The sequence below is a fragment of the Otoolea muris genome, assembly GCF_943193115.1.
In the GTDB taxonomy this organism is placed as follows: Bacteria; Bacillota; Clostridia; order Lachnospirales; family Lachnospiraceae; genus Otoolea; species Otoolea muris.
This window is the reverse complement of the sequence record NZ_CALPCY010000022.1, coordinates 33,036-54,826: the sequence shown is the minus strand read 5'-3', so window position 1 is coordinate 54,826 and position 21,791 is coordinate 33,036. Positions and strand designations below refer to the sequence as shown.

Genomic DNA, 21,791 nt, shown 5'->3' with positions numbered 1-21,791 from the left:
ATGAGACCTAAATTCCTGAAAAAAAGGGAGAAAAAGAGGGAGGAAGGGCAGAGAAAGCCTGTATCCCTTCCGGTTTTTATTATTGAAAAGAGCAGGGCCATTGAGATTGTGTTCCTGGTCATGGTATTTATCTCCGTTGTGATGACGCCGTTTGTGGGCATCAATTATGATCTGACGAAGTATCTGCCGGATTCGGCGCAGTCCAAGGCGGGGTTAAACCTGATGGAGGAAACCTTCGGCTACCCGGGCACGGCGCGCATCATGATCGACGACGTGAGCCTGTATGAGGCCAAGGCGTACAAGGACCGGCTGGAGGCCGTGGACGGCGTGGATCAGGTGATGTGGCTGGACAGCGGCGTGAATGTATTCAGCGCGGATTCCTTTATCCATTTTGACAGCATTGACGAGTATTATAAGGATCAGGCGGCTGTGATGGAGGTGGTGTTTGAAAAGGGGGATACGCACAAGAAGACGTCGCGGGCGATTGACGAGATGCGGGCCATCACAGGGGATAAGGGCCATTTTGTGGGCATGGCGGTGCAGAATAAGTCCCTGGCGGAAAATGTGACCCGGGAGATGAAGATGATCCTGACGATCGGCGTGCTGATGATCTTCATGATCCTGTGCCTGACGACCAGCTCCTGGTTTGAGCCGGTGCTGTACCTGATCGTCATGGGCGTGGCGATCCTGATCAACAAGGGAACCAATATTTTCCTGGGCGAGATTTCCTTCCTCACGGACAGTGTGTCCGCGGTGCTTCAGCTCGCGGTGTCCATGGACTACTCCATTTTCCTGATCCATGCGTTTACGCGCGAGAAAAATAAGGGGTTTGAGCAGACCGAGGCCCTGACGAACGCGATCAACGAGGCGCTGAACTCGATTTTTGCCAGCAGCCTGACGACCATTGTCGGATTCCTGGTGCTGACGTTTATGAAGTTTAATATCGGCTTTGATATGGGCATCGTGCTGGCAAAGGGGATTGTCTTAAGTCTTCTGACCGTGATTCTCTTTATGCCTGCCATGATCCTGCGGCTGACGCCCCTGATTGAAAAAACGGCGCACCGCTCGTTTATGCCGGAGTTTCATAAGTTAAGCCGCGGGATCTACCACATCCGTTACGGAGTTCTCGTGCTGGTGGCGGTTCTCGCCATACCGGCCTATACGGCGCAGGGAATGAATACGTTCCTGTTCGGGAATGACGCGGTCGGCGCGGGCGAGGGCACGCAGGTTTACAATGACGAACAGTTGATCCTCGAAAAGTTCGGCCGCAGCAATATGATGATGGCCATTGTCCCGAACGATTCCCCGATCGATGAGAAGATGTTTACGGACGAGGTGGAGGCGCTTTCCTATACGAAAACCGTGACCTCCATGGCGGGTTCGGTCCCGGAGGGAGTGCCGGAGGAATTTCTGCCGGCCAGCATCACGGAGCAGTTACATAAGGGCGATTATTCGCGTATCCTGATCTATGTGCGCAGCAAGGGCGAGAGCCCCCTGGCTTACCGCTGTTCGGACGAAATTCAGGCGATCTTAAAGAAATATTATCCTGAGGATTCGTACCTGGTAGGGGCCACGCCTTCGACGCAGGATATTGAGACCACGATCACAAAGGACTACAGCAGGGTCAACACCCTGTCCCTGATCGGCGTGTTTGTGGTGGTGATGTTCAGCTTTAAATCCCTGATTATCCCCATGATTATCATGATCCCCATTGAAGTGGCGATTTTCGTGAATATGGCGGTTCCGTACATCAAGGGAGAGCTGATGATTTTCATGGGCTACATCATTGTGAGCTGTATCCAGCTCGGCGCTACGGTGGATTACGCGATTTTGACGACCAACAACTATCTGGAGTGCCGGAAGGAGGCTGAAAAGGGGGAGGCGGCGATCCTGGCGTTAAAGCGCAGCATCCCGGCCATCCTGACCTCGGGTTCGATCCTGACGATCGTGGGGTATATTCTTTACTATATCTCTTCCATCGCGGCGATCGGCGATATGGGGCACTTAATCGGGCGCGGAGCGTGGATGAGCATGCTGTTAGTCGGCTCCCTGATGCCCGCGTTTCTGGTCCTGTTTGACCGGATTCTGATGGAAAATGAATTTGAGCGCATCCACAACTTTTTTAAGGAGCGCAGACGCCGCCGGCTAGAACGCCTGAAACGTGCGGCCAGGAAGCTTAAGGAGGCCGGGGCGCATCCGCATAGAAAAAATGCGGAGGCCGGGCGTGCGGGCGCGGAAGCGGCGGCGGGCCGGATAGGCGGTATGGAAGAGACGGGCCAAAGGGCTGGTACGGATAGCATTGATAAAACGGATCACACCGATCAGACGGAAACAGACAGGGAGGCATTCAGGCAATGAGACGGAAAAACAGGGCGAGGTTCACAAGGAGGGCGGCGGCGGGCCTCATGGCAGGCGTTACGCTGTCCATGAGTATGGCGGTCCCGGCGCGGGCGGCGGCCCCGGCGGTGGAAGTGGATGAAACCATGTATGTGAATCTCGATTATTACGGGACGCCGACGCAGATAAATGTGGTGAAAGGCTGTACGTCCAACGGCGCGGCCTCCTATACGGATTACGGCGTTTATGACAAGCTGGTCAATATGACGGATAAGACAGAGCCGCAGGTGGGAGAGGGCTGCGTGACCTGGCAGCTCCCTGAGGAAAATAAACGGTTTTATTATCAGGGAACCATGCCGGAGGGCAGCATGGAGCTGCCCTGGAGCTTTGACGTTTCCTATAAGCTCAACGGCGTCAGCGCCGACGCCGCCAGCCTGGCCGGCGCGTCCGGCCTTGTGGAGCTGAATGTGAAGGCCGTCCCGAACCCTAAGGCCAGGGCGTATTACCGCAACAACATGATTCTCTCCGTGGTGATCCCGGTGGATATGGAAAAAGCCTACAGCGTAGAGGCTCCTGGCTCCCAGCTCCAGTCGCTGGGCAATAACACGGCCGTGATGTTTGCGGCTCTGCCCGGCGAGGAGGGCGACTATACAGTCCGGATCGGGACGGATTCCTTTGAGAGCGTGGGCGTGATCATGATGATGGTCCCGGGCACGATGGACGCGCTGAATCACATCAAGGATATTAAGGAGGCAAAGGATACCTGGCGTGAAGAGGGGGATCGGATGTATGACAGCATGAACCAGCTTCTCCGCTCCATGGAAGCCATGAAGGGGGACGTGGCCGGCGCGTCAAAGGGCGTCGCGGAGCTTGAACAGGCCAGGGCCAGCGTGAGCGCGAACCGGAAGCAGATCGAGGCCCTTTCCACACAGGCCGTTTCGGATCTCGCGTCCATCACGGAACAGACCGCGCGCCTGATCCCCTATCTGGACACGGCCCAGAGCGCCGTCACGGATATCAATGCCAATTTCGACGCCATTTACAATACCATGGAAGACACCCAGGATGAGCTGGACCGCCTCTACGACCGCCTGGGCGGGCTTAAGAATTCCCTAAATTCCCTGGCCGGCCAGATCGAGGGCGGAGTCAGTTTTGACGGCTGGAAACAGCAGATGGAAGAGATCGAAAAGGAGACGGAGGATCTGAAAGACCTTCTGGGCAGCCTGGACGGCCACATCGCAGACGGGACCGGCCTGTCTGAGACGGCAAAGGCCAGGATCGGCGGGCTTAAAGAGAACTTAAGCGAAGCGGACGCCTTCCGCTATGACCGCCGGCGCGCGCAGAGGGAAATAAAAGCAGAGGAAGCGCCGGAAGAAGCAGAGCAGGGAAAGACGGCGCAGGCAGGACAGGGCAGCCCGGAGGGCCGTGACGGCGCAGGGGACGCAGAGGGCGCGGAAGAGACAAAAGAGGAGGACATCACGGCATTTGGCCAAACCGTGACGGCGCTTCCCATGCCCGGCCAGGAGGCGCTTCTGTCTCCCGGCGAGGCTGAGTCCGCTTCGGGGGCAGAGTCAGAGAAAGGCGCGGCGGACGGGATGGCTGGAACAGATCCGGCCGCGGCTGGGACTGAAGCTGAGGATCTCAGAGGGCCCTCGGGCCTTCCGGGCAGCGGCGGCTATAATGAGGAGGATTTTGAAACCTGGAGCGAAGAGCTGGATCCGTATGCGGACGAGGTGGAGGAGACGCTTTCCGCCCTTCTGGGAACCGGGTACACGGCGCAGGCAGAGGAGCAGCTCTCAGCGATTGATACGATTCTGGGGAGCGCAGGCTCATTCCAGCAGTCCGCGGCGGCCGTGATCGGCAAAATCAACGCCGTCTGCGCGAGCGCCGGAAATGCGAGCGAGCGGGCCGGCGCTACGGTATCGGCCCTGCGCGGCGTGACGGATGAGCTCATCAACCTTCTGGATGACGGCAGAGTCCTGATCGATACGGCAGACGGCTATGTGCCGTCCCTTTTAGACGGGCTGGGCGATACGCAGGAGCTTTTACGGCGCCTGACAAAGGCCATGGGATCCGCCCACGGGCTGCTGAGCATGGTCAACACAACCGTGATCGGGGCCGGGGATTCCCTGGACGCAGGCGCAAGAGACAGCTTAAAAAGCATGAAAGGCGTGCTGGATAAGAGCATCGGCGTGCTGGATGATATCACCCAGGTCCGCGAGGCCAGCGAGAGCATGAAGCAGACGCTGGACGAGGAGCTGGATAAATTCGAGGAGGAAAACTTATTCCTGAACCTGGATCCCGAGGCGGATATGGTATCCTTTACGTCATCGGAAAACCGTTCGCCCAGAAGCCTCCAGATCATCCTGCGGACGGATGAGATAAGCGATGAGGATCATACGACCGATATCTCGGACGCAGAGGAGCTGGACAGCGAGGATTTAGGGCCGTTTGAGCGGATGTGGCGGGTGCTGGTGCGGATAGTGGAGGCGGTGATTGCGATATTCAGGGAGAGGTGATGCGGGAGCGGAGAAAGGCGGGGGGAGCAGCAGTTCAGACAATCGGAACTGCTGCTCTATACCACTGCCTCAATCAGTTTTTTTCCATCTATCACTCTTTCCTTGACGCCTGCTTTTTTGTGTTTATTAAAATTGAAACTGACCAGATATCCCTCATTGAGATGATAATCATCCAAATAACCCAATAATTGCGCTTCTCCCTGCTCATTATATTCATTTCCCCGCCAGATTTTAAGTTCACAGACATATTGCCTGCCATGGTAATCAATGATGATATCTGTCCTCCGCATATTTCTTGTTCTGGCTTCTATATAATAATTTCCAACGCCATTAATGATCGGTTTAAGGTAAAGCAGAAAAAAACGCCTGCCGTTTTCTTCCAGAAATGATTCCTCTGCATCGGAATAAATTTCTGTAAATGCTTCTACAAACCGTTCCAGCACCCTTTTCATATCCAGCGTCCCGTTCCGTATAAATTGATTGCGTTCTAAAACAGCCGCTTTATAAATCTTACTGTTCAGGATCTCTTCCGACATAAAAAGATTGTACAGCCTTGTCTCAAAAATGCGGTTCGATATAACAATCGTTCCCTGCTCATTTTTTATCAGTCCAGATATTAGCCCGATATTGATCGCATATACATCCGGATTATAAGGAAATTTTTCACCGTTAAACAATATTGAATACAGGGTCTTTTTCAATTCCCCGAAATCATTTAGTTTTTTAATCATGTCATCAAACAATGTATTGGATTCCGCCAGTAATTCTTTTATGGCTTCGGTAAATCCCTCCCTGTTCCAAACCGTCATTCCGGAAGGCCATTGTAATTTTTGCGGGAGAATCTCATCCATAATCTTACAGATACGGGACACCAAAAACGGGTACCCGGACGTATAAGCGTAAATTGCCTGCGACATTTCCTCTATGTCCATACCCGTATGCCTGTCCCGCTCGTATTCGGATAGCATATCCGCGATTTCCGCGGCCTGAAAGCTCATATCCACTGCAAAATCAGACGCGATATTCCACGGGCTGTTATATTCATGAGCCAAATCGGGGCGCATTTTCAATTTTAAATTTTTGATATCATAAACCCCGGCCAGTATAACAGAATGAAAGGTAGGCTGTTTTCTTCTTCTGAGATATTTGTCCCGCAGCATCCCAAGGAATGAAAGAAAAATCCTCTGGCCGCTGGCCTGATCCACCTCGTCAATAATTAAAATCACAGGATTATCCGCTGTTTTACACATTTCTGAAATCAGATTGGATATCGTAAACAGATTCGTATCCAGGGAAGTTCTGCGGCTCATTTTCCCGCATTCGGTTTGTGAAGACTCTGAAATACCCCTTGTCTCCTGATAGGTAAGAGAATTGTGCAAAAGGCCGCATAAACGCTGCCCGAACGAAGTCTCTGTCTCATAAACATCATCGCTCATTCCCTCAAAGCTGATCGGGAACACACAATAGCGCCCTGACAAGCGTTCCGACAGAAGACTGAGAAGCGTTGTTTTCCCATACTGACGGGCCCGGTTGATTGTAAAATATTCTCCGCACGCCACCAGGCGCTCAATCTCATCCAGGCGCTTTTCCATATTGATCATATAATGCTCATTCGGGTAGCACGTTCCCGTTGTATTAAAATGTTTGCTCATGACATGGCTCCTCCCATTGAACCGGCTTTTTTCTATTATATACGCCCGGACATCGGGATTCAAGCCAGAGTTTCCGCCTGCTCCTTACTGCTCACACCCCGGCATCCCGCAGCAGCTCCCTCCTGTCGAGAATTTAAACATTTTACCGAAATAAACTCCTTGCATAAAACAGATCTTATATTATAATAGTAAGGTAGCCTGATGTTTCGGGGAGGCAGTCGCCCCGGCTTTCGCCGCCGGGGGAGGTACAGATGAGAGAACGGCATCCGGAAGTAGAGAAAGCGGCAGGATATCTGAATCATATTCCAAAATTTACGAAGAGAAAGCACACAGGAGAAGAGCTCAGGCAGATGCTCTCGATGCTCGGCGCGGCGCAGGAGGGGATGCGGATCCTTCATGTGGCGGGTACGAACGGAAAGGGCTCGGTCTGCGCGTTCCTCGACTCGGTTTTGAGGGAGGCCGGATACAGGACGGGGCTTTTTACGTCCCCGCATCTGGTTTCCGTGAAGGAGCGGTTTGTCTTTAACGGCAGGCCCGTTTCGGACGCCGTTTTTCTGAAGGCGTTTGAGGCGGTGAGGGAGAGGATCGGATCGTTTGAGGCAGAGGGCCTTGGACATCCGTCGTATTTTGAGTTCCTGTTTTTTATGTTTATGGCAATGGCGCGGGAGGAGGCGCTTTGCCCGGATTTTGTGATCCTGGAGACCGGGATGGGGGGGAGGCTGGACGCGACCAATTGCATTGTCCGTCCGCTGGTCACGGTGATCACCTCCATCAGCCTGGATCACACGGAGTATCTGGGCGCTGCGATCCCAGAGATTGCGGGGGAAAAGGCCGGGATTATCAAGCCGGGCGCGCCGGTGGTGTATGACAATACCGTGGAGGAGGCGTCGGAGGTGATCCGCAGGCGCGCGGGGGAGCTTGGCTGTCCAGCCTGGCCGGTGGATGCGGGGCTTTGCAGGGAGTATGAGCTTCTGGACGGCTGTATAGAGGCTTTTGTGTATACACAGCCGGGCCGGACGCGGGAGTGCTGCCGGCTGGAGATTCCGTTTGCGGCAGAGTACCAGCTTGTGAACGCCCTCCTGGCGTTTCGGACCGCGCTTCTTTTGGGGATCGGAGAGGCTGCGATATGCCGCGGAATCCGCAAAACAGTCTGGCCGGGGCGGATGGAGGAGCTTCGGCCGGGCCTGTTTGTGGACGGCGCGCATAATGAGGCCGGGATCCGGGCCTTTTCGCGGGCGGCGAGGGCTGTCTCGGACCGCCGCGGGGCAGGGCGCAGGATTCTTTTGTTTGCAGTTGTGTCGGATAAGGATTATGAGCGGATGGCTGAGGCTTTGCAGGAGGAGCTCGCGCCGCATATGTGGCTTTTGACGCGCGTGGGGAACAGCCGGGGACTTGAGCTGTCAACGCTTTACGGCGTGGTTTCGCGGGTTTTGGAGGCGTCTTCCCGCGCGGGCGCGCATGGGGAGGAGACGGACCGCGGGGAGGCGGGGATATTTCCGGATACAGGTTCTGCGCTGGCTTTTGCAGAGAAGGCGGCCCGGGACGGGGATCTGATCTTTTGCGCGGGTTCCCTGTATCTGGCGGGTGAGATAAAGGATGAGATTCGGCGTTTGGAGGAGGAACGAACATGAGCGATGAAGCGTTAAATATAAATTTTGATGAAGAGATTAAACAGTTTAAGCCCTGCCTGGAGGTGGAGGCGATCGGCGACGCGATTGTAAAGAGCGATTTGACGGATATGTCGGATATCATAATGGAGCTTTTAAAGCAGGCGTAGAGATAGGCGGTGGAAATGGATCAGATGAAAAAAATCCGCCTGGCCGCCAACAGCTTTTATAATGCCGGACTGGAGCGGGCGCAGAGAAGAGACTTGACGGGCGCGGTCTACTGCCTGAAAAAGTGCCTGAACTTGAACAAATACCAGGTAGACGCCAGAAACCTTCTGGGGCTTATCTATTATGAGATGGGCGAGGTGTCGGAGGCGCTGGTGCAGTGGGTCATCAGCATGAATTTTATGGAGGAGAACAACCGCGCGGATTTCTATTTGGAACAGATCCAGCGCAAGCAGGAGCGCCTGGACATTGTGAGCCAAAATGTGAAAAAGTACAATCTGGCCCTGTCGCAGGCCCGCAGCGGGAGCGACGATCTGGCGGTGCTGTCCCTGACCCGCGTTGTGGAGTCAAATCCGAGATTTGTAAAGGCCCATCTTTTGCTGGCTCTTTTGTATATTATCCATGAGGACTACACCAAGGCGGGGAAATCGCTCTACAAGGTGCTGCGCATTGACAGGAATAACCCCAAGGCGAACTGGTACATGTCCATTGTCAAGGCCAGGACGGGAAAGGCGGAGATTGAGCGCAAAAAGATAAAGAATGCATTTTCCCACAGGCAGATGCAGGATGATGACGTGATCATCCCGCCCAGCTACAAGGAGAATACGGGGCTGCAGACGATCTTAAATATCGGGGCCGGGCTTCTTCTGGGGGCTGCCGTGATCTTTTTCCTGGTCATGCCTGCCATGGTGAAGCGGCTGAATAACCAGCATGTGGAGGAGTTAAAGCAGTACAATGAGCAGCTCGCCCAGAAGAACGGCGAGATCGAGGGCTTAAACCAAATGATGGCGGGCTATGAGAATGATAAGGAGTACGCGGAGCAGCAGCTCGACACGTATTTAAACAGCAGCGACAATGAGGTGAGCCAGTATGCGATCCTGGTCAAGATGATGCAGGCCAGGCAGAGCGACAATCTGACCGACGCGGTCATGCTCTATCCCGGCTTTGACCCGTCCCTCTTTACGGACGAGACAGTGCGCGCCGTGGCGGAGGGGATCAAGCAGGATATTGAGACAAACGGGTATGAGACACTGGAGGCGCTGGCTTACACCATGTGGTCCGCAGGCCGCATGGGCGAGGCAGTCACGTATTATCAGACCTGCCTGGCGATCCGCCCGGACAACCCTGCTGTGCTTTTAAACCTGGGCATGATCAACCGCGCCCAGAACCAGACAGACGCCGCGGTGGAGCTTTTTACGCAGATTGTGACGCAGTATGCGGATTCGGAGCAGGCGCAGCGGGCCAGCCAGGAGCTGGCGGAGCTGGCGCCCCAGACAAGGCCGGCTACCGTGCCGGGCCAGTCGATCGTGAACCGCGGCGAGGGCGTAGTGCCGGAGAGCACGGCCGGGGCGCAGGAGACGGAAGCAGGGACAGAAGAATCCGCGGCGGAGAGCGAAAGCGGGGGTGAAGGCGAAGGAGAAACAGAGAGCGGGGCCGCCCGTGAGACCGGCGCAGGAGACGAAGAAGGCGGGGAGACGGCCGCGTCCCGGGAGGCGGAAAGCGAATAGTTCACGGAACGGCTGCTTTTTAGCCGGGCCGTGAATAGCAACCTTTTTACGATAGGGATGTTCATCCTGTTTCGTGAGAGATGGGGGCATGCCAATACAGCGGGAATGATGGTTTCAAATACAGGACGGCCCTGGGGGAATCCCCTGAAAACAGTATAAATAAGGCGTTGCGAAAGAAAAAGGCCGCGGGCGGCAGGTGGTTTTTCGCAGCGCCTTTTGCGTGGAATTTTGCGTAAGGATCTGTTAAAAGACGGCGGACGGAGAAGGCGCGGGCAGGAACCGGATGCGGCAGGCTATGGCAGATGACTGCGCAGAAGTTTAAGCTGACGGAACGGTTACATTATTGCAGGTTAAGGAGAGTGGCTGGCATGGAAAAGGAATTGTTTAGCTATGAGGCGGATGGGACGGCGCTGATCATCCATCTGCCCGGGGAGGTGGATCACCACAATTGCATTACATTAAAATATGAGACGGATCTGCTTTTGGAGGAAAATTATATCAACCGGATTGTGTTTGATTTTACCTCCACGGAATTTATGGACAGCTCGGGGATCGGAGTGCTCTTAAGCCGGTATAAGCAGATGGAAGGGAGCGGCGGCACGGTGGCCGTGTACGGGGTGGGGCCGAGGATTGGGCGGATCCTTAAAATCGGCGGCGTAAACCGCCTGGTGCAGGAATACCGCTCCAGGGAAGAGGCGCTGGGAAAGCCGTGAGCGAGAGGGTGAAAGGAGAAATGCGGACGTGGAGGAAGAAAAGGCAATGAAGCAGAGTGAGGCAAGGGACTGGATGAGAATGGAGATCGAGAGCAGCTCGAGAAACGAGGAATTTGCCCGTGTGACGGCGGCGGTCTTTTTAAGCCGCCTGGATCCGACGCTGGAGGAGATAAATGACGTGAAAACAGCCGTATCCGAGGCGGTGACGAACTGCGTGATCCACGGCTACGAGGGCGGCGCGGGCGTGATTTACATAGAGGCGCAGACAGAAGGGCGCGATTTTGTGATATCCATCCGGGACGAGGGAAAGGGGATCGAGGACGTGGCGCGCGCCATGGAACCGATGTATACAAGCGATACCACAGGAGAGCGATCCGGCATGGGATTTTCCTTTATGGAAGCCTTTATGGACGAGGTGGCGGTGGATTCGCAGCCAGGCCGGGGAACCCGGGTGACGATGAAAAAGAAAATCGGCAGGTGAACCAATGGATGAGACCATGAAACTGATTGAGATGGCTCACAACGGGGATAAGGCAGCCAGAGAGCGGCTGGTAATGGACAACGTAGGGCTGGTCTGGAGCATTGTCCGGCGCTTTACGGGAAGAGGATGTGAGACAGAGGATTTGTTTCAGATTGGGAGTATTGGCCTCATCAAGGCAATCGATAAATTTGACACGGCGTATGAGGTCCGCTTTTCCACCTATGCCGTACCGATGATCGCCGGCGAGATCAAACGTTTTCTGAGGGATGACGGCATGATCAAGGTGAGCCGTTCCATCAAGGAAATGGGGGTGCGCGTCGCGGCGGCCAGGGAAACGCTGTCCGGCCTTCTGGGCCGGGATCCGACGGTGGACGAGCTGGCCGACCGTCTGGGGGTCAGCCGCGAGGAGGTCGCTGCCTCCCTGGAGGCCGGCAGCCAGGTGGAGTCTCTCTACGCCCCGTCCGGATCAGGGGATGACAATAATTTAACGCTCTTAGACCGCGTGGCCGAGGAGCGGGAGGCGCATGAGGAACTTCTCGACCGCATGGTCCTCGGCCAGCTTTTAAAGGCGCTCGACCGGCAGCAGAGGGAGATCATCATCCGGCGCTATTTCTACAATCAGACGCAGACGCAGATCGCAAAGCTCCTGGGCATCTCCCAGGTCCAGGTTTCGAGGATGGAGAGAAAGATTTTGAAGGAAATGAGGCGGATGCTTTAGAGTCAACAACCCCGCTGCAAGCAACGGGCATCAAACTTGCAGCGCTGCAGAGCAGCAGGGTATTTGACCCTCGCGGCAGCCGCCAAATGTGCATGCAAGCATGCCCGCCTGGCTCATTGCTCACGGGAATAAGTTTGAAAATGCGTCCGCCCGCCGGGAGAAAAACAGACGGCGGGATGGATATTTCAGATTTCAGATATGCTTTCCGGGGCGCATCATTTTTTTATGAATAAAACAGCCGTTTTATTTCCATACTATCCTTAAAAGAATCTATAAAAAAGGATGTGATGGAAATGGGTTTAGGTAAAAAGACAGGAATTTTTCTTCTGTTGTGCTGTATGGCCGCCATTGTGGCCGTGGTGTGGTACTGCCTTTTAAGCGTAGGGCAGGTTCCGGATCGCATGGACGGGACTTTTGTGGCCGTTCCGGCGATTGAGATGAAGGCGGAGATGGCCGCATGACGCAGACGGTGTATGTGAAGCTGAACCAGATCACACAGGTTCATGAAAAAGCCGTTTTTTTAAGCGATATCGCAGAGGTGTACTGCAGCGATAAGCCCACGGCCAGCAGATGCAGGGCGGTGAAGGTGCAGTCTATCCATTCCGATAAAGAAAAGCGGTATATGGGAAGCATTGTAGATATTGTGGCAAAGCTGGGGGAACAGGTTCCGGAGGCGGAGGTAAGCAGCATCGGCGAGTCGGATTTTATCATCGATTACCGCCCGCCGTCAAAGCCTCATTACGGCTGGCAGTGGCTGAAAACGGCATTTGTCTGCCTGACCTGCTTTGCAGGCGCCGCGTTTGCAATCATGACCTTTAATAACGACGCCAATGTGACAGACATTTTTAATGAGATTTACAGGCTGGCAATGGGAGCGGAGTCAAATGGCCGGACCCTGCTGGAATTCGGTTATTCCATCGGGCTTGCGATCGGGATCGTCATATTTTTCAACCATTTTGCCGCCTGGAAGCTGAATACGGATCCCACGCCGCTGGAAGTGGAGATGCGCCTGTACGAGGAAAATGTGAATAAAACGCTGATCCAGAACAGCGGCAGAAAGGAGTCGGGTGTCGATGTTTCTTAGAGAATGCGCGCTTCTTTTGATCGGCCTCAGCGCCGGCGGCATCATCGCGGCCGGCGTCTTTGCATTCCTGGCCATGATCGGCGTTTTTCCCAGGCTTATGGGACGGACCAGGACAGGATCGCATATTTTTTTGTATGAAACGGCCATCATTCTGGGCGGTATTGCGGGAAATGTGATGGATCTGTATGAGATCCCGTTCCCGTTCGGGGCCGCCGGCAGCGGGATTCCGTTTTTGGGCCATGCGGCGCTGGGAATATTCGGGGTGTGCTCCGGGATTTTTGTGGGCTGCCTGGTGATGTCGCTCGCCGAGACCCTTAAGGCGCTCCCGGTGATCAGCCGGAGGATCCGGCTGGCGGTGGGACTGCAGTATATTATACTGTCCGTGGCGCTGGGGAAGCTGTGCGGGGCGGTGGTCTATTTTGTGCATGGAATCGGAGAGTAGGGGGCTTTGGCGTAAGAGAGGGTGTTGGCAGGAAGAAAGGACTGCTGACAGGAGAAAGGACGGGAGACCATGGAGATTAATAAAAAGGAATACGGCGCATATGTGAAGGAGATCACGCCGGTACACAGCACGCTGAAAAACGTGTGCGCGGCCTTTGTCAGCGGCGGGGCTATCTGTGTGCTGGGGCAGGGGCTGATCAATGGCTTTAAGATGAATGGAATGGAGCAGGACGCGGCGTCCGCCTGGACGCTGATGTGCCTGATTTTCCTCAGCGTGCTTTTGACGGGGCTTAATGTATTTCAGAAGCTTGCCAAATTCTGCGGCGCGGGCGTGCTGGTGCCGATAACGGGGTTTGCCAATTCGGTGGCTTCGCCGGCGCTTGAGTATAAGGCAGAGGGACAGGTGTTTGGAATTGGGTGTAAGATCTTTACCATTGCTGGGCCGGTGATACTGTATGGAATATTGGCAAGCTGGGTGCTTGGAGTGATTTATTGGATTGGGGGAGCGATGGGGGTTATTTGATAAGTGGTTAGGAAAACAGATAATTAATCTGGTGATTAGTTTTATAAGCAGGATGATGAATGGATAAAATGGTTCATTATTCTGCTTTTTATTGTATTTCTAAAGTTTTTAGACTATAATGACATATATTGAGTGTGAAGTATCTGTAAGACAGGCGTGCATATCATAGTGAAGAATAGTTTGTTTTATATTAATCCAGAATATGCAAATAAGACGTATATAGTTACTTAAGACAAATAGACAGGAGGTAAAACGGTGTTTTTAAAGCAAATACAGGTCAAGAACTTCAGGTTGTTGATGGATTATAATGTAGTATTGGATGAAGGTTTGACACTTTTCGTAGGAAAAAATAATGCAGGGAAAACCACGCTTATGAATTTGATCAAACTGGTGGTTGAAGGCAGCAAATTAAGATTTATCATATATGACAGCGGATCAAAAAGAAACATTACCAAGTTCTCATAATGGTTTAGGATACAAGAATCTTATAAAAATCACATTATTGTTGAAAGAATTTGCCAGAGATGTAAGGCAAAACGCTAAAAGCGCTATTCCTATTCTATTTTTAGAGGAGCCTGAGGCTCATATGCACCCTCAATTGCAGGCGGTATTTGTAGGACATTTAGAAGATGTTCTTTCAAAGTTTTCAGGAAATCCAATTCAGATTATAATGTCTACACACTCTTCACATATAGCAAATACAGTGCCATTTAAAAATATACGGTATTTACGGAAAAAGTCAAATCAGGTTATCTGCAAAAATTTAAATGAGTTTTGTGGAGAAAAAGACAGAATGGGAGAAGAGTATGAGAAAAACATTGATTTTCTGCGAAAGTATTTGACACTTAGCAGGTGCGATCTATATTTTTGTGATAAAGCTATTTTGGTAGAAGGAGCTGCAGAGCGTCTGTTGTTGCCGGATATGATAAAGAAATGCGAGAGGGCAGGAAAATTTGCCGGAGTAACTCCTACATTAACCTCCCAATACTGTACTATCATTGAAGTGGGAGGTGCGTATGCACACCGTTTCTTTGATTTTGTGGATTTTTTGGAAATTCCCACTTTAATTTTGACGGATATTGATTTTGTCGATAAGAATCAAAGAAAGGCTCTGCGAAAAAATGCAGATAATACATCTAATAGTACTATAAAGAAATGGGGACATGATATACTTAATATAGCATTAACGAGGAAAATTGATTTAGAACAAATACTTGCTTTAACTGATGCACAGAAAACGAATGGACTTCGTCATCTGGAATTTCAAATGGAAGAGAACGGGGCCTATCCGCGAAGTCTGGAAGAAGCGATTATGAATGTTAATCGAGAATATTATGGAATAGAAACAGAGGAAAGGGACATTGATTTTGATGAAAATGAAGAGAGAAAGACAGACTTTGCACTGGATTTGATTTTAGGAGACATATCAGATAATTATCAAGTCCCATCTTATATTGAAAAGGGACTTGTATGGTTAAATGGTCAGTCAAAAGTTCCTGATTCTGTAAAAGTAAAGAAAAAATTAAGGCGACCTTATAAAAAAAGAATAAATGCGAAAACAGACAAGAACACTGGAGGAGATATTGGTGTCGAGCAAATATGAAATAGCTAAGAAAAGAGCAGATGAAATAGATGCCGAAATTATAGAAACCCTAAAGACAGGTAAGAACTTCCGAGTCGAGGCAGGGGCTGGATCGGGAAAGACGTATTCTTTAAATAAAGTGATTGAATGGGTGGAAGATAATTACTGGGAAAATCTTAAGATGAAAAAACAGAGTGTGGCATGTATTACATATACTAATGCAGGGGTAAATGTTATCGCATCAAGATTACGCACAGATAATTTTATAAAGCCAATGACAATTCATTCATTTGCATGGGAACTTATTGGACAATTTGCGCAAGATTTAAAACGGCTGGTGATTGAACTGGGATTAGTGCCAGAAGGGGTAACAGAAAAGGATTTTGATAAGATACAATATACTGTTGGGGCAAGATATGTAGAGAATAAAATAATATAGGATTCTATTTGATGAGTATTTGACAATACATGATATTATGGAAAACATTGGATGGTTGAGTTGAGTATGGTGAGAGCCAGAGTTATACTCGCCGATATGCAAGATAATGTAAGAAGATAAACTGTAGGTAAGGGAGAAGATGGATTTGATGTCGGAAAAAAGGCTGAATAATACAATATTTTTAATGTATCTTGTGACAGAAAATTATCGTAAAAAATATGGCCTCTCCAGACAGGAGTATTTGCAGTTGGATAAGAAATATAAAATTTTAAATTATATTTCAGAGTGTCCGGATGTTTTTGATAGTATGACAGAGGCGGAAATGGTGGAGGAGGTTGATCAATATGTATCAGAATCTTAAATATGTATTATACCACGGGACAATCGCCACTATTGAGAAAATTGATATAAGTCAGGGAAAAGGAAGGAAAGATTTTGGAAAAGGGTTTTATATGGCTGTTTCTCGCGCCCAGGCAGTAGGCATGATGCATAAAAAGTATAAAGAGGCAGTCAGACGGAGCAGGAATAAAAGAGATTCTGATTTTACGGAACATCTTTATCAAATTGAATTGGATGCTGTGGCAGTTAAAACTTTAAAGATAAGATTTTTTGAACAGGCAGATGAGGATTGGCTGGATTTTGTTCTCATGTGCAGGGAAAAGGGAGGAACAACACATGATTATGATATGGTAATTGGGCCGACAGCGGATGATGATACTATGCTGTGTCTGAAAACATACTGGGATGGCCTATATGGAACAGTTGGTTCGTCTGAAGCAAAAAGGATTCTCCTGAACAATTTGGAGACAGAAAACTTAGGAATCCAGTATTTTATTGGGAAGCAGGAAGTTGTGGATCATGTAATAAAGAGTATGAAAGAAGTAGATTGGAGATGACATTGTGAAGGAGAGTAAAATTGAAACGACAATCGGTTTGTGTATAGTTGCGCTGAGTAAATTTCTGATGAAGAAATATAGTGTGTCAGAAGAAGAAGCGTATCAGCGGCTTATGGAGATGGAATTATATGAACTGTTACTTGATGCAGATACTCGACTTTATTTGGAACCGAATGAGTTTCTGATTCGGTGCTGTGAGATGGAATGTGATAAAGGAAAAGAGGCATTGTATAGATTTATAAGCACAGATTAAATGTAGAGAAAAAATGATTTGGCTGCTACTGGGACGACAAGATGATTTGGAAAGAGAATTATCAATTAAATGTATCAGAGGAAATCGAAGATGAGGTCAGGAATATGTGTTCGTATAGCCAGGTGATAGAGGATAGAAAGAGAAAACATTACTGATTGTAAAGGCAGAATATTATGTGTATAATAAGACTAAAGCATACTTAAGTGTACAAATTTTGTACAAGGACCACATATTATTCAGATAAAGAGATAGGGAACCATGAAATACGCTATTGATAGATATGAGATAGGGTCAGAGAAAGAGGTTAGTGCAGATATCTTTTATAATAAGTATATTCCCCGGAAAAAGGACAGGTTTTTTTGTCCTGAATGCGGTGAGCCAGTATTTTGGAGTTCCAGAGGAGGTTCACAGCCGGACAAGTTTTCGCATTACAACAAGACCGAACAGACCCCGGAATGTGATAAACGAGTGGACGGGCGCTCAGGATTGAATTTGTATGAGCGTGTTGGATTGCCTCTTTATCTGTCTATCAGAGCTGTTAATCAGTTTTCTCTGATGATAGGATTTCCTGCGGTTGGTAGTAAAGCGGCATAAGAATTTGCCCAAAAAGTCAAGAATGCAGCCGCCCCAAAAGATTTGGACGCCCCTGCAGAACTCACCGCGTTTCCGGTTTATGTAGGACTGCCGGATGTCAATGTAGCAGAGACCAAAGAAGACTTTTTGAAGCTTGGCGCAGATGCAGTGTTTACAGATGGACTTCTTGCATCCATAGAAATGGCCGATATTGATCATCTTCAGCCCAGTATGGCAGGATTTTCCATTTCAGATGGAGGGACGGCAAACATAAACTTTGGCGTGTCAGACGGGGCGCTGGCGATTAGAGGAATTAACGATTGATCATGGACAGAGGGTTACTGCTGAAAAGCGTATAACGGAAACGGTAATTTTTTATATTTTTTTCAAGGGCGGCTGTCCATTCACCTGGGGCCGCCCTGGCTTTTTTTATAAATAACCAGTCAGCCTTTGTAAGCTGTGTCCGCCAGAGTAAACAATAACCGACTATGCCCCCGCACGGAGGAAAGTGATCAAACAGCTTGACAAAATTTAACAGGGGGGGGATACAATAGAGGAGATGAAAAGCATCAAAGGAGGAATCTGGAAATGAAATTGACAAAAGCAATGCTCGCGGGAGCCATCCTTTCCGCGCTCTCAGCAGGCACGGCCTTTGCCGGGACATGGGAAAAGGGCCAGGCGCCGAACCAGGATAGGTGGCAGTATTCTAACGGGGACGGAACCTATGCCAGGGATGGCTGGCAGTGGATCGACGGAGATAACGACGGGACGGCGGAGTATTACTATTTTGACAGCGAGGGCTGGATGCTGTCCGACACCATAACGCCGGACGGGAACCGGGTAAACGCGGACGGCGCGTGGGTGATAGACGGCGCGGTACAGACGCAGCAGGTAAATGCGCTTCCTGCTGCAGCAGCAGAGGATACCGCTGCGCCGGCCGGCATGGGTATAAGCGGGACATACAGCTATTACAGCACATGGTATGCTAAAACGGGAAATATCGATACAAGCGGCGCAGGCAAAGATCTTTCTTTTGCAGGCAGTGTTACGATCACAGAAGTGGACAGCAGCACGATACATGTAGTGCTTGGCAAGTTTACGTATAGTCCGGAAGGCGTCGTCGTCCTGAAAAAGCAGGGCGATACGTATGTGTTTGATTCCTATCTCGGGCAGGATTGGGGCGAACTTTATGCCAAAAACTATGTGCCGGAAGTGCGTTTTAACGGAAACAGCGTCGAGATAGCGCAAAAAGATTTTATGTATAATATAGGAGACATAATCTCCTGGAGGACATATAACCGATAAACAGAATCCCGGGCTGCACTCATTTTAACGGATTTTATGAAGGAGGAAAACTCAAAAATGAAAAAGACAATAAAAACTTTCGTATGCGCAGGGCTTGCGTCCTGCCTCGTATTGGGGACTATGACCGCTTCCTTTGCGGGTCCGGCTGCGGAAGCCGCCGTATCGCAGACGTAGCAGGCTGATACGAGCGCCGCGGCGGATGTGGCGGGAGACTCCGCAGCCGCGGCGGATACGGCGGCAGATTCCGCGGCCGGCGCGGCTGCTCTCTGGATGTGGACGGAGAACGCGGACGGGACGCGCGTGATGGACGAGGCCTTGATGCATCAGGACTTCAATGATTTTTTCAATTTTATGGCCTCTTTTGACGGCAAAGAGTTCCCGTATCATTCCACGCAGGAGACGGTGGCCGCCTGGGCGCAGGTTTCGGAGAGGGGAGCGGCGTGGAAGGCCCTGTTTGACCAGTATGGCATCCCGTATGACCTCTGCGGGGAGAATCCGTACCAGGCAAGGGGCGCCGCGTTCACGACCGCGCCGGGCAAGTCGGCGGACGAGCAGTACAGCGTGGCCGGAGCTGTGCAGATGATGATCTGGATTCTGACAGACGGGATGTCCCAGGCAGAGTTTAACATGAGTATCGCAGGGGACGGGGCGGTTACCGTAACCGCTTCCCTTCAGATGTTTGGATAATACGGAAGGACGGCCCGGCAGGGCCGGGTTCAGGCAGCCAAAACGGCTGCCTGAACTATTGCCCGGCACAGGAATGGCAGACTGCGTCCGCGGATAAACAGCGCCCGTGGATGCATGCAATGCCGCGCCTGCGCCAGGCCAATCACGCGCAGAAGGGAAAGAGACGATGAGGCAGCGAAAGAGGACGGCCGTATGGCTTTTCTGTATGATTTTTATAACCGCCGCAGGCGTATGGCATGGCAAAGGCCGGGCCCTTGCGGGGTGGATCGAGACGCCGGAATTCCGCTTTATGGAGGAGGACGGCAGCTTTAAGACAGAGGAGTGGTATCAGAGCGAAAGCGGGGACTGGTACTATTTTGACGAAAACGGGCAGATGGCGACCGGGTTTTACCGCTTCGGGGATGGCAGGACCTTTTTTTCAACGGAGACGGAGCGCGGGAGACGGGCCTGATACGGGTGGACGGGAGGGCGTACTATTTTGATGAAAACGGCGTCATGGCGGTGGGAAAGGCCGTGGTAAACGGGACGCAGTATGAGTTTACGGCTGAGGGGCTCGCGGATCCATCGATCCGCGTCCCGGCTGTGAAATGGTATGCGCTGGACGACGGGGTGGTCATGGAACGGAACCGCCATTTTAAGGCAAACGGGAGCGAGAACTTCCACCTCCCGGCCTGGGGGATGCTGCTCCTCGGTCTTCTTCTGCTGGCTGTGGGCAGGAAGCGGGAGGACAGGGCGGAGCTGTTTTTCCTGTATGCGGCCGTCCTGTTTGCCAGCGTGCCCCTGTTCCTGCCTTATCTGGTCCGGGGGCATGATATGCGGTTCCACTTAAACCGCATACTGGGGCTTAGGGATTCCCTGGGGTATGGGATGTTTCCGGCGCGCTTAAACAGCTTTTCCTTTAACGGCTTCGGCTACGGGGAGCCGGTATTTTACCCGAACCTGTTCCTGTATATCCCGGCTCTTTTGATGAAAGCCGGGGTCCCGATGGTAAACGCCGTGCAGCTCTGGCTCATGCTCTGCCACGCGGGGACGGCGGCGATCATGTATTTCTCGGCCGGCCGTCTGTTTGGCTCCCGGATAACGGGGTGCTTGTGCAGTATACTGTATACGCTGGGGATCTACCGGCTGGGGAACTGCTATACGCGCTCGGCGTACGGGGAGTTCCTTGCCATGATGTTCCTGCCGCTCGTGATATACGGCTTTTACGAGGTCTTTTTCGGCGATGGACAGAAGTGGGCGTTTCTCACGATCGGCCTGACCGGCGTTTTGCAGAGCCACATCATCACCGCCGCGCTGACAGCGGCCGCGTGCTGTGCCGCGGGCCTCATCTGCATCCGGCGGATCTTTAACAGGGAGCGCTTCGCCGCGCTTACAAAAGCCCTCGCATTTACGGCCGGCCTCAACCTGTGGTTCCTGTTCCCGCTTGTGGACTATATGCGGGCGGGGATCAACCTGGATGCGCTGCAGTACCCGGGGGACAGATACGCGCTGACGCTGTCCAAGCTTTTGGAGCTGTTTCCCATCGCCATGGGGGCCACGCCGTCCATCGACTACGGGGCAAGGGATTCCATGGCCTTAGCCCTCGGTTTCCCGGTACTGGCCGCCACGGGCCTGCTTATTTTTTCAGTGGATGCAGCAGAAAAAAGAGGCGGCGGGAGAGAGCGCGCAGGAAGAGGATGGAAATGAAAGCAGGGCGCATGCGGGCCAGGCTCTGGCGCGCCGGTTCCTTCTGATTGGAGGCGCGGCCGCCTTTGCCTCCCTGGCGCTGTTTCCGTGGAAATACCTGATGCAGTTCGGATGGTTCCGCCTGGCGGCCTCCTATATCCAGTTTCCCTGGCGTCTGGTCGGCGCAGCCCTCTGTTTCCTCTCCCTGGCCGGCGGCTATGCCGTCAGCCGCCAGTGGGGAGGCGCGCGCCGCTTCCGGGCCGGAAGGGTATGCGGATCTGCCGCTGTTTTATTATCCCGGCTACCGCGCGGTAAGCGCGGACGGCGGCCAGCTTCCGGTGATCCGTTCGGAGGACGGCCTGGCGCGCGTGCTCTTCGCGGGGGAAGCGCGGGGGGAGATCCATGTGTTTTACAGGGAACGAAGGCTGTGGAGGCTGTGTGAAATCATTTCTGTGGGAACGCTTGCGCTGTTTGCGGTTCTTTTCATGAGAGGCGGGGGAAAGAAGAAAGGCAAATTCATCTTGCGTCCCCGGCCGTCTGATGTTATGCTATAGCAAAGGGTAAGATCATCTGTCCTTAGGAA

26 protein-coding genes are annotated in these 21,791 nt (G+C 51.9%); 25 read left to right on the top strand and 1 reads right to left on the bottom strand.

The window, feature by feature from the left end:
• A complete protein-coding gene (locus NFS31_RS14215) occupies window positions 1-2,358 on the top strand; it encodes an efflux RND transporter permease subunit (RefSeq protein ID WP_331482662.1) in 2,358 nt (785 codons plus the stop codon).
• A complete protein-coding gene (locus NFS31_RS14210; RefSeq protein WP_251496217.1) occupies window positions 2,355-4,856 on the top strand; it encodes a coiled-coil domain-containing protein in 2,502 nt (833 codons plus the stop codon). The genes NFS31_RS14215 and NFS31_RS14210 overlap by 4 nt, the downstream gene beginning before the upstream one ends.
• A gap of 56 nt (window positions 4,857-4,912) precedes the next feature.
• Here NFS31_RS14210 and NFS31_RS14205 read toward each other — a convergent pair whose 3' ends face one another.
• Window positions 4,913-6,508, bottom strand: a complete 1,596-nt coding sequence (locus NFS31_RS14205) for an AAA-like domain-containing protein (protein ID WP_251496216.1) — start codon at window positions 6,506-6,508, stop codon at window positions 4,913-4,915.
• A 251-nt stretch (window positions 6,509-6,759) separates the two neighbouring features.
• On the opposite strand from NFS31_RS14205, the gene NFS31_RS14200 reads away from it, so the two are divergent.
• From NFS31_RS14200 to NFS31_RS14095, 23 genes are all read left to right on the top strand, one after another.
• Window positions 6,760-8,139 carry a bifunctional folylpolyglutamate synthase/dihydrofolate synthase gene (locus tag NFS31_RS14200; RefSeq protein WP_251496214.1) on the top strand — a complete coding sequence of 460 codons (1,380 nt, stop codon included), beginning with the start codon at window positions 6,760-6,762 and terminating at the stop codon, window positions 8,137-8,139.
• Complete coding sequence (locus tag NFS31_RS14195) at window positions 8,136-8,285, top strand: hypothetical protein (RefSeq protein ID WP_251496212.1); 150 nt, start codon at window positions 8,136-8,138, stop codon at window positions 8,283-8,285. Before NFS31_RS14200 ends, NFS31_RS14195 begins: the two co-directional genes overlap by 4 nt.
• Window positions 8,286-8,300: 15 nt before the next feature.
• Window positions 8,301-9,848, top strand: coding sequence for a tetratricopeptide repeat protein (locus tag NFS31_RS14190; RefSeq protein WP_251496210.1), 1,548 nt, complete (start codon window positions 8,301-8,303; stop codon window positions 9,846-9,848).
• A gap of 368 nt (window positions 9,849-10,216) precedes the next feature.
• Window positions 10,217-10,561, top strand: a complete 345-nt coding sequence (locus NFS31_RS14185; protein ID WP_251496207.1) for an STAS domain-containing protein — start codon at window positions 10,217-10,219, stop codon at window positions 10,559-10,561.
• 46 nt (window positions 10,562-10,607) lie between these two features.
• On the top strand, window positions 10,608-11,042 hold the full coding sequence (spoIIAB, locus tag NFS31_RS14180) for an anti-sigma F factor (RefSeq protein ID WP_251496296.1): 435 nt from the start codon (window positions 10,608-10,610) through the stop codon (window positions 11,040-11,042).
• A gap of 4 nt (window positions 11,043-11,046) precedes the next feature.
• Window positions 11,047-11,760 (top strand): SigB/SigF/SigG family RNA polymerase sigma factor, encoded by a 714-nt coding sequence (locus tag NFS31_RS14175; RefSeq protein ID WP_251496205.1) that lies wholly within the window; start codon window positions 11,047-11,049, stop codon window positions 11,758-11,760.
• 293 nt (window positions 11,761-12,053) lie between these two features.
• Window positions 12,054-12,221 carry a hypothetical protein gene (locus NFS31_RS14170; protein ID WP_251496202.1) on the top strand — a complete coding sequence of 56 codons (168 nt, stop codon included), beginning with the start codon at window positions 12,054-12,056 and terminating at the stop codon, window positions 12,219-12,221.
• Window positions 12,218-12,844, top strand: coding sequence for a stage V sporulation protein AA (locus tag NFS31_RS14165; RefSeq protein ID WP_251496199.1), 627 nt, complete (start codon window positions 12,218-12,220; stop codon window positions 12,842-12,844). The genes NFS31_RS14170 and NFS31_RS14165 overlap by 4 nt, the downstream gene beginning before the upstream one ends.
• Window positions 12,834-13,286: a stage V sporulation protein AB gene (locus NFS31_RS14160; protein ID WP_251496196.1), complete on the top strand. Its 453-nt coding sequence runs from the start codon at window positions 12,834-12,836 to the stop codon at window positions 13,284-13,286. Before NFS31_RS14165 ends, NFS31_RS14160 begins: the two co-directional genes overlap by 11 nt.
• A gap of 69 nt (window positions 13,287-13,355) precedes the next feature.
• On the top strand, window positions 13,356-13,808 hold the full coding sequence (locus NFS31_RS14155) for a SpoVA/SpoVAEb family sporulation membrane protein (RefSeq protein WP_251496193.1): 453 nt from the start codon (window positions 13,356-13,358) through the stop codon (window positions 13,806-13,808).
• Window positions 13,809-14,063: 255 nt separating this feature from the next.
• On the top strand, window positions 14,064-14,273 hold the full coding sequence (locus NFS31_RS28350) for an AAA family ATPase (protein WP_416389467.1): 210 nt from the start codon (window positions 14,064-14,066) through the stop codon (window positions 14,271-14,273).
• A complete protein-coding gene (locus tag NFS31_RS14150) occupies window positions 14,233-15,411 on the top strand; it encodes an ATP-dependent nuclease (RefSeq protein ID WP_251496190.1) in 1,179 nt (392 codons plus the stop codon). Before NFS31_RS28350 ends, NFS31_RS14150 begins: the two co-directional genes overlap by 41 nt.
• Window positions 15,395-15,829 (top strand): UvrD-helicase domain-containing protein, encoded by a 435-nt coding sequence (locus tag NFS31_RS14145; RefSeq protein WP_251496186.1) that lies wholly within the window; start codon window positions 15,395-15,397, stop codon window positions 15,827-15,829. The genes NFS31_RS14150 and NFS31_RS14145 overlap by 17 nt, the downstream gene beginning before the upstream one ends.
• Before the next feature lie 148 nt (window positions 15,830-15,977).
• Window positions 15,978-16,190 (top strand): DUF3791 domain-containing protein, encoded by a 213-nt coding sequence (locus NFS31_RS14140; protein ID WP_251496184.1) that lies wholly within the window; start codon window positions 15,978-15,980, stop codon window positions 16,188-16,190.
• The gene (locus tag NFS31_RS14135; RefSeq protein WP_251496182.1) at window positions 16,174-16,725 is read left to right on the top strand and encodes a DUF3990 domain-containing protein; all 552 of its coding nucleotides are present in this window, start codon (window positions 16,174-16,176) and stop codon (window positions 16,723-16,725) included. The genes NFS31_RS14140 and NFS31_RS14135 overlap by 17 nt, the downstream gene beginning before the upstream one ends.
• Window positions 16,726-16,729: 4 nt before the next feature.
• Entirely contained in the window at window positions 16,730-16,978 is a 249-nt protein-coding gene (locus NFS31_RS14130) for a hypothetical protein (RefSeq protein WP_251496179.1), read from the top strand.
• A 258-nt stretch (window positions 16,979-17,236) separates the two neighbouring features.
• Entirely contained in the window at window positions 17,237-17,572 is a 336-nt protein-coding gene (locus tag NFS31_RS14125; protein ID WP_251496177.1) for a GFA family protein, read from the top strand.
• A gap of 126 nt (window positions 17,573-17,698) precedes the next feature.
• Window positions 17,699-17,875 (top strand): hypothetical protein, encoded by a 177-nt coding sequence (locus NFS31_RS14120; protein ID WP_251496174.1) that lies wholly within the window; start codon window positions 17,699-17,701, stop codon window positions 17,873-17,875.
• A 264-nt stretch (window positions 17,876-18,139) separates the two neighbouring features.
• Window positions 18,140-18,856: a hypothetical protein gene (locus NFS31_RS14115; protein WP_251496172.1), complete on the top strand. Its 717-nt coding sequence runs from the start codon at window positions 18,140-18,142 to the stop codon at window positions 18,854-18,856.
• Window positions 18,857-19,057: 201 nt separating this feature from the next.
• Window positions 19,058-19,543: a hypothetical protein gene (locus NFS31_RS14110; RefSeq protein WP_251496169.1), complete on the top strand. Its 486-nt coding sequence runs from the start codon at window positions 19,058-19,060 to the stop codon at window positions 19,541-19,543.
• A gap of 166 nt (window positions 19,544-19,709) precedes the next feature.
• A complete protein-coding gene (locus tag NFS31_RS14105) occupies window positions 19,710-19,994 on the top strand; it encodes a hypothetical protein (protein ID WP_251496167.1) in 285 nt (94 codons plus the stop codon).
• A 5-nt stretch (window positions 19,995-19,999) separates the two neighbouring features.
• On the top strand, window positions 20,000-21,229 hold the full coding sequence (locus tag NFS31_RS14100; RefSeq protein ID WP_251496165.1) for a hypothetical protein: 1,230 nt from the start codon (window positions 20,000-20,002) through the stop codon (window positions 21,227-21,229).
• Window positions 21,174-21,650, top strand: coding sequence for a hypothetical protein (locus tag NFS31_RS14095; protein WP_251496162.1), 477 nt, complete (start codon window positions 21,174-21,176; stop codon window positions 21,648-21,650). The genes NFS31_RS14100 and NFS31_RS14095 overlap by 56 nt, the downstream gene beginning before the upstream one ends.
• The last annotated feature ends 141 nt before the right edge of the window (window positions 21,651-21,791 follow it).

Excerpts from the sequence above, each read along its gene's own strand:
- NFS31_RS14215 (WP_331482662.1), top strand. The coding sequence starts at position 1 with ATGAGACCTAAATTCCTGAAAAAAAGGGAGAAAAAGAGGGAGGAAGGG.
- NFS31_RS14210 (WP_251496217.1), top strand. The coding sequence starts at position 2,355 with ATGAGACGGAAAAACAGGGCGAGGTTCACAAGGAGGGCGGCGGCGGGC.
- NFS31_RS14205 (WP_251496216.1), bottom strand. The coding sequence starts at position 6,508 with ATGAGCAAACATTTTAATACAACGGGAACGTGCTACCCGAATGAGCAT.
- NFS31_RS14200 (WP_251496214.1), top strand. The coding sequence starts at position 6,760 with ATGAGAGAACGGCATCCGGAAGTAGAGAAAGCGGCAGGATATCTGAAT.
- NFS31_RS14195 (WP_251496212.1), top strand. The coding sequence starts at position 8,136 with ATGAGCGATGAAGCGTTAAATATAAATTTTGATGAAGAGATTAAACAG.
- NFS31_RS14190 (WP_251496210.1), top strand. The coding sequence starts at position 8,301 with ATGGATCAGATGAAAAAAATCCGCCTGGCCGCCAACAGCTTTTATAAT.
- NFS31_RS14185 (WP_251496207.1), top strand. The coding sequence starts at position 10,217 with ATGGAAAAGGAATTGTTTAGCTATGAGGCGGATGGGACGGCGCTGATC.
- spoIIAB (WP_251496296.1), top strand. The coding sequence starts at position 10,608 with ATGAAGCAGAGTGAGGCAAGGGACTGGATGAGAATGGAGATCGAGAGC.
- NFS31_RS14175 (WP_251496205.1), top strand. The coding sequence starts at position 11,047 with ATGGATGAGACCATGAAACTGATTGAGATGGCTCACAACGGGGATAAG.
- NFS31_RS14170 (WP_251496202.1), top strand. The coding sequence starts at position 12,054 with ATGGGTTTAGGTAAAAAGACAGGAATTTTTCTTCTGTTGTGCTGTATG.
- NFS31_RS14165 (WP_251496199.1), top strand. The coding sequence starts at position 12,218 with ATGACGCAGACGGTGTATGTGAAGCTGAACCAGATCACACAGGTTCAT.
- NFS31_RS14160 (WP_251496196.1), top strand. The coding sequence starts at position 12,834 with ATGTTTCTTAGAGAATGCGCGCTTCTTTTGATCGGCCTCAGCGCCGGC.
- NFS31_RS14155 (WP_251496193.1), top strand. The coding sequence starts at position 13,356 with ATGGAGATTAATAAAAAGGAATACGGCGCATATGTGAAGGAGATCACG.
- NFS31_RS14150 (WP_251496190.1), top strand. The coding sequence starts at position 14,233 with ATGACAGCGGATCAAAAAGAAACATTACCAAGTTCTCATAATGGTTTA.
- NFS31_RS14140 (WP_251496184.1), top strand. The coding sequence starts at position 15,978 with ATGTCGGAAAAAAGGCTGAATAATACAATATTTTTAATGTATCTTGTG.
- NFS31_RS14135 (WP_251496182.1), top strand. The coding sequence starts at position 16,174 with ATGTATCAGAATCTTAAATATGTATTATACCACGGGACAATCGCCACT.
- NFS31_RS14125 (WP_251496177.1), top strand. The coding sequence starts at position 17,237 with ATGAAATACGCTATTGATAGATATGAGATAGGGTCAGAGAAAGAGGTT.
- NFS31_RS14115 (WP_251496172.1), top strand. The coding sequence starts at position 18,140 with ATGAAATTGACAAAAGCAATGCTCGCGGGAGCCATCCTTTCCGCGCTC.
- NFS31_RS14105 (WP_251496167.1), top strand. The coding sequence starts at position 19,710 with ATGAGGCAGCGAAAGAGGACGGCCGTATGGCTTTTCTGTATGATTTTT.
- NFS31_RS14095 (WP_251496162.1), top strand. The coding sequence starts at position 21,174 with ATGCAGCAGAAAAAAGAGGCGGCGGGAGAGAGCGCGCAGGAAGAGGAT.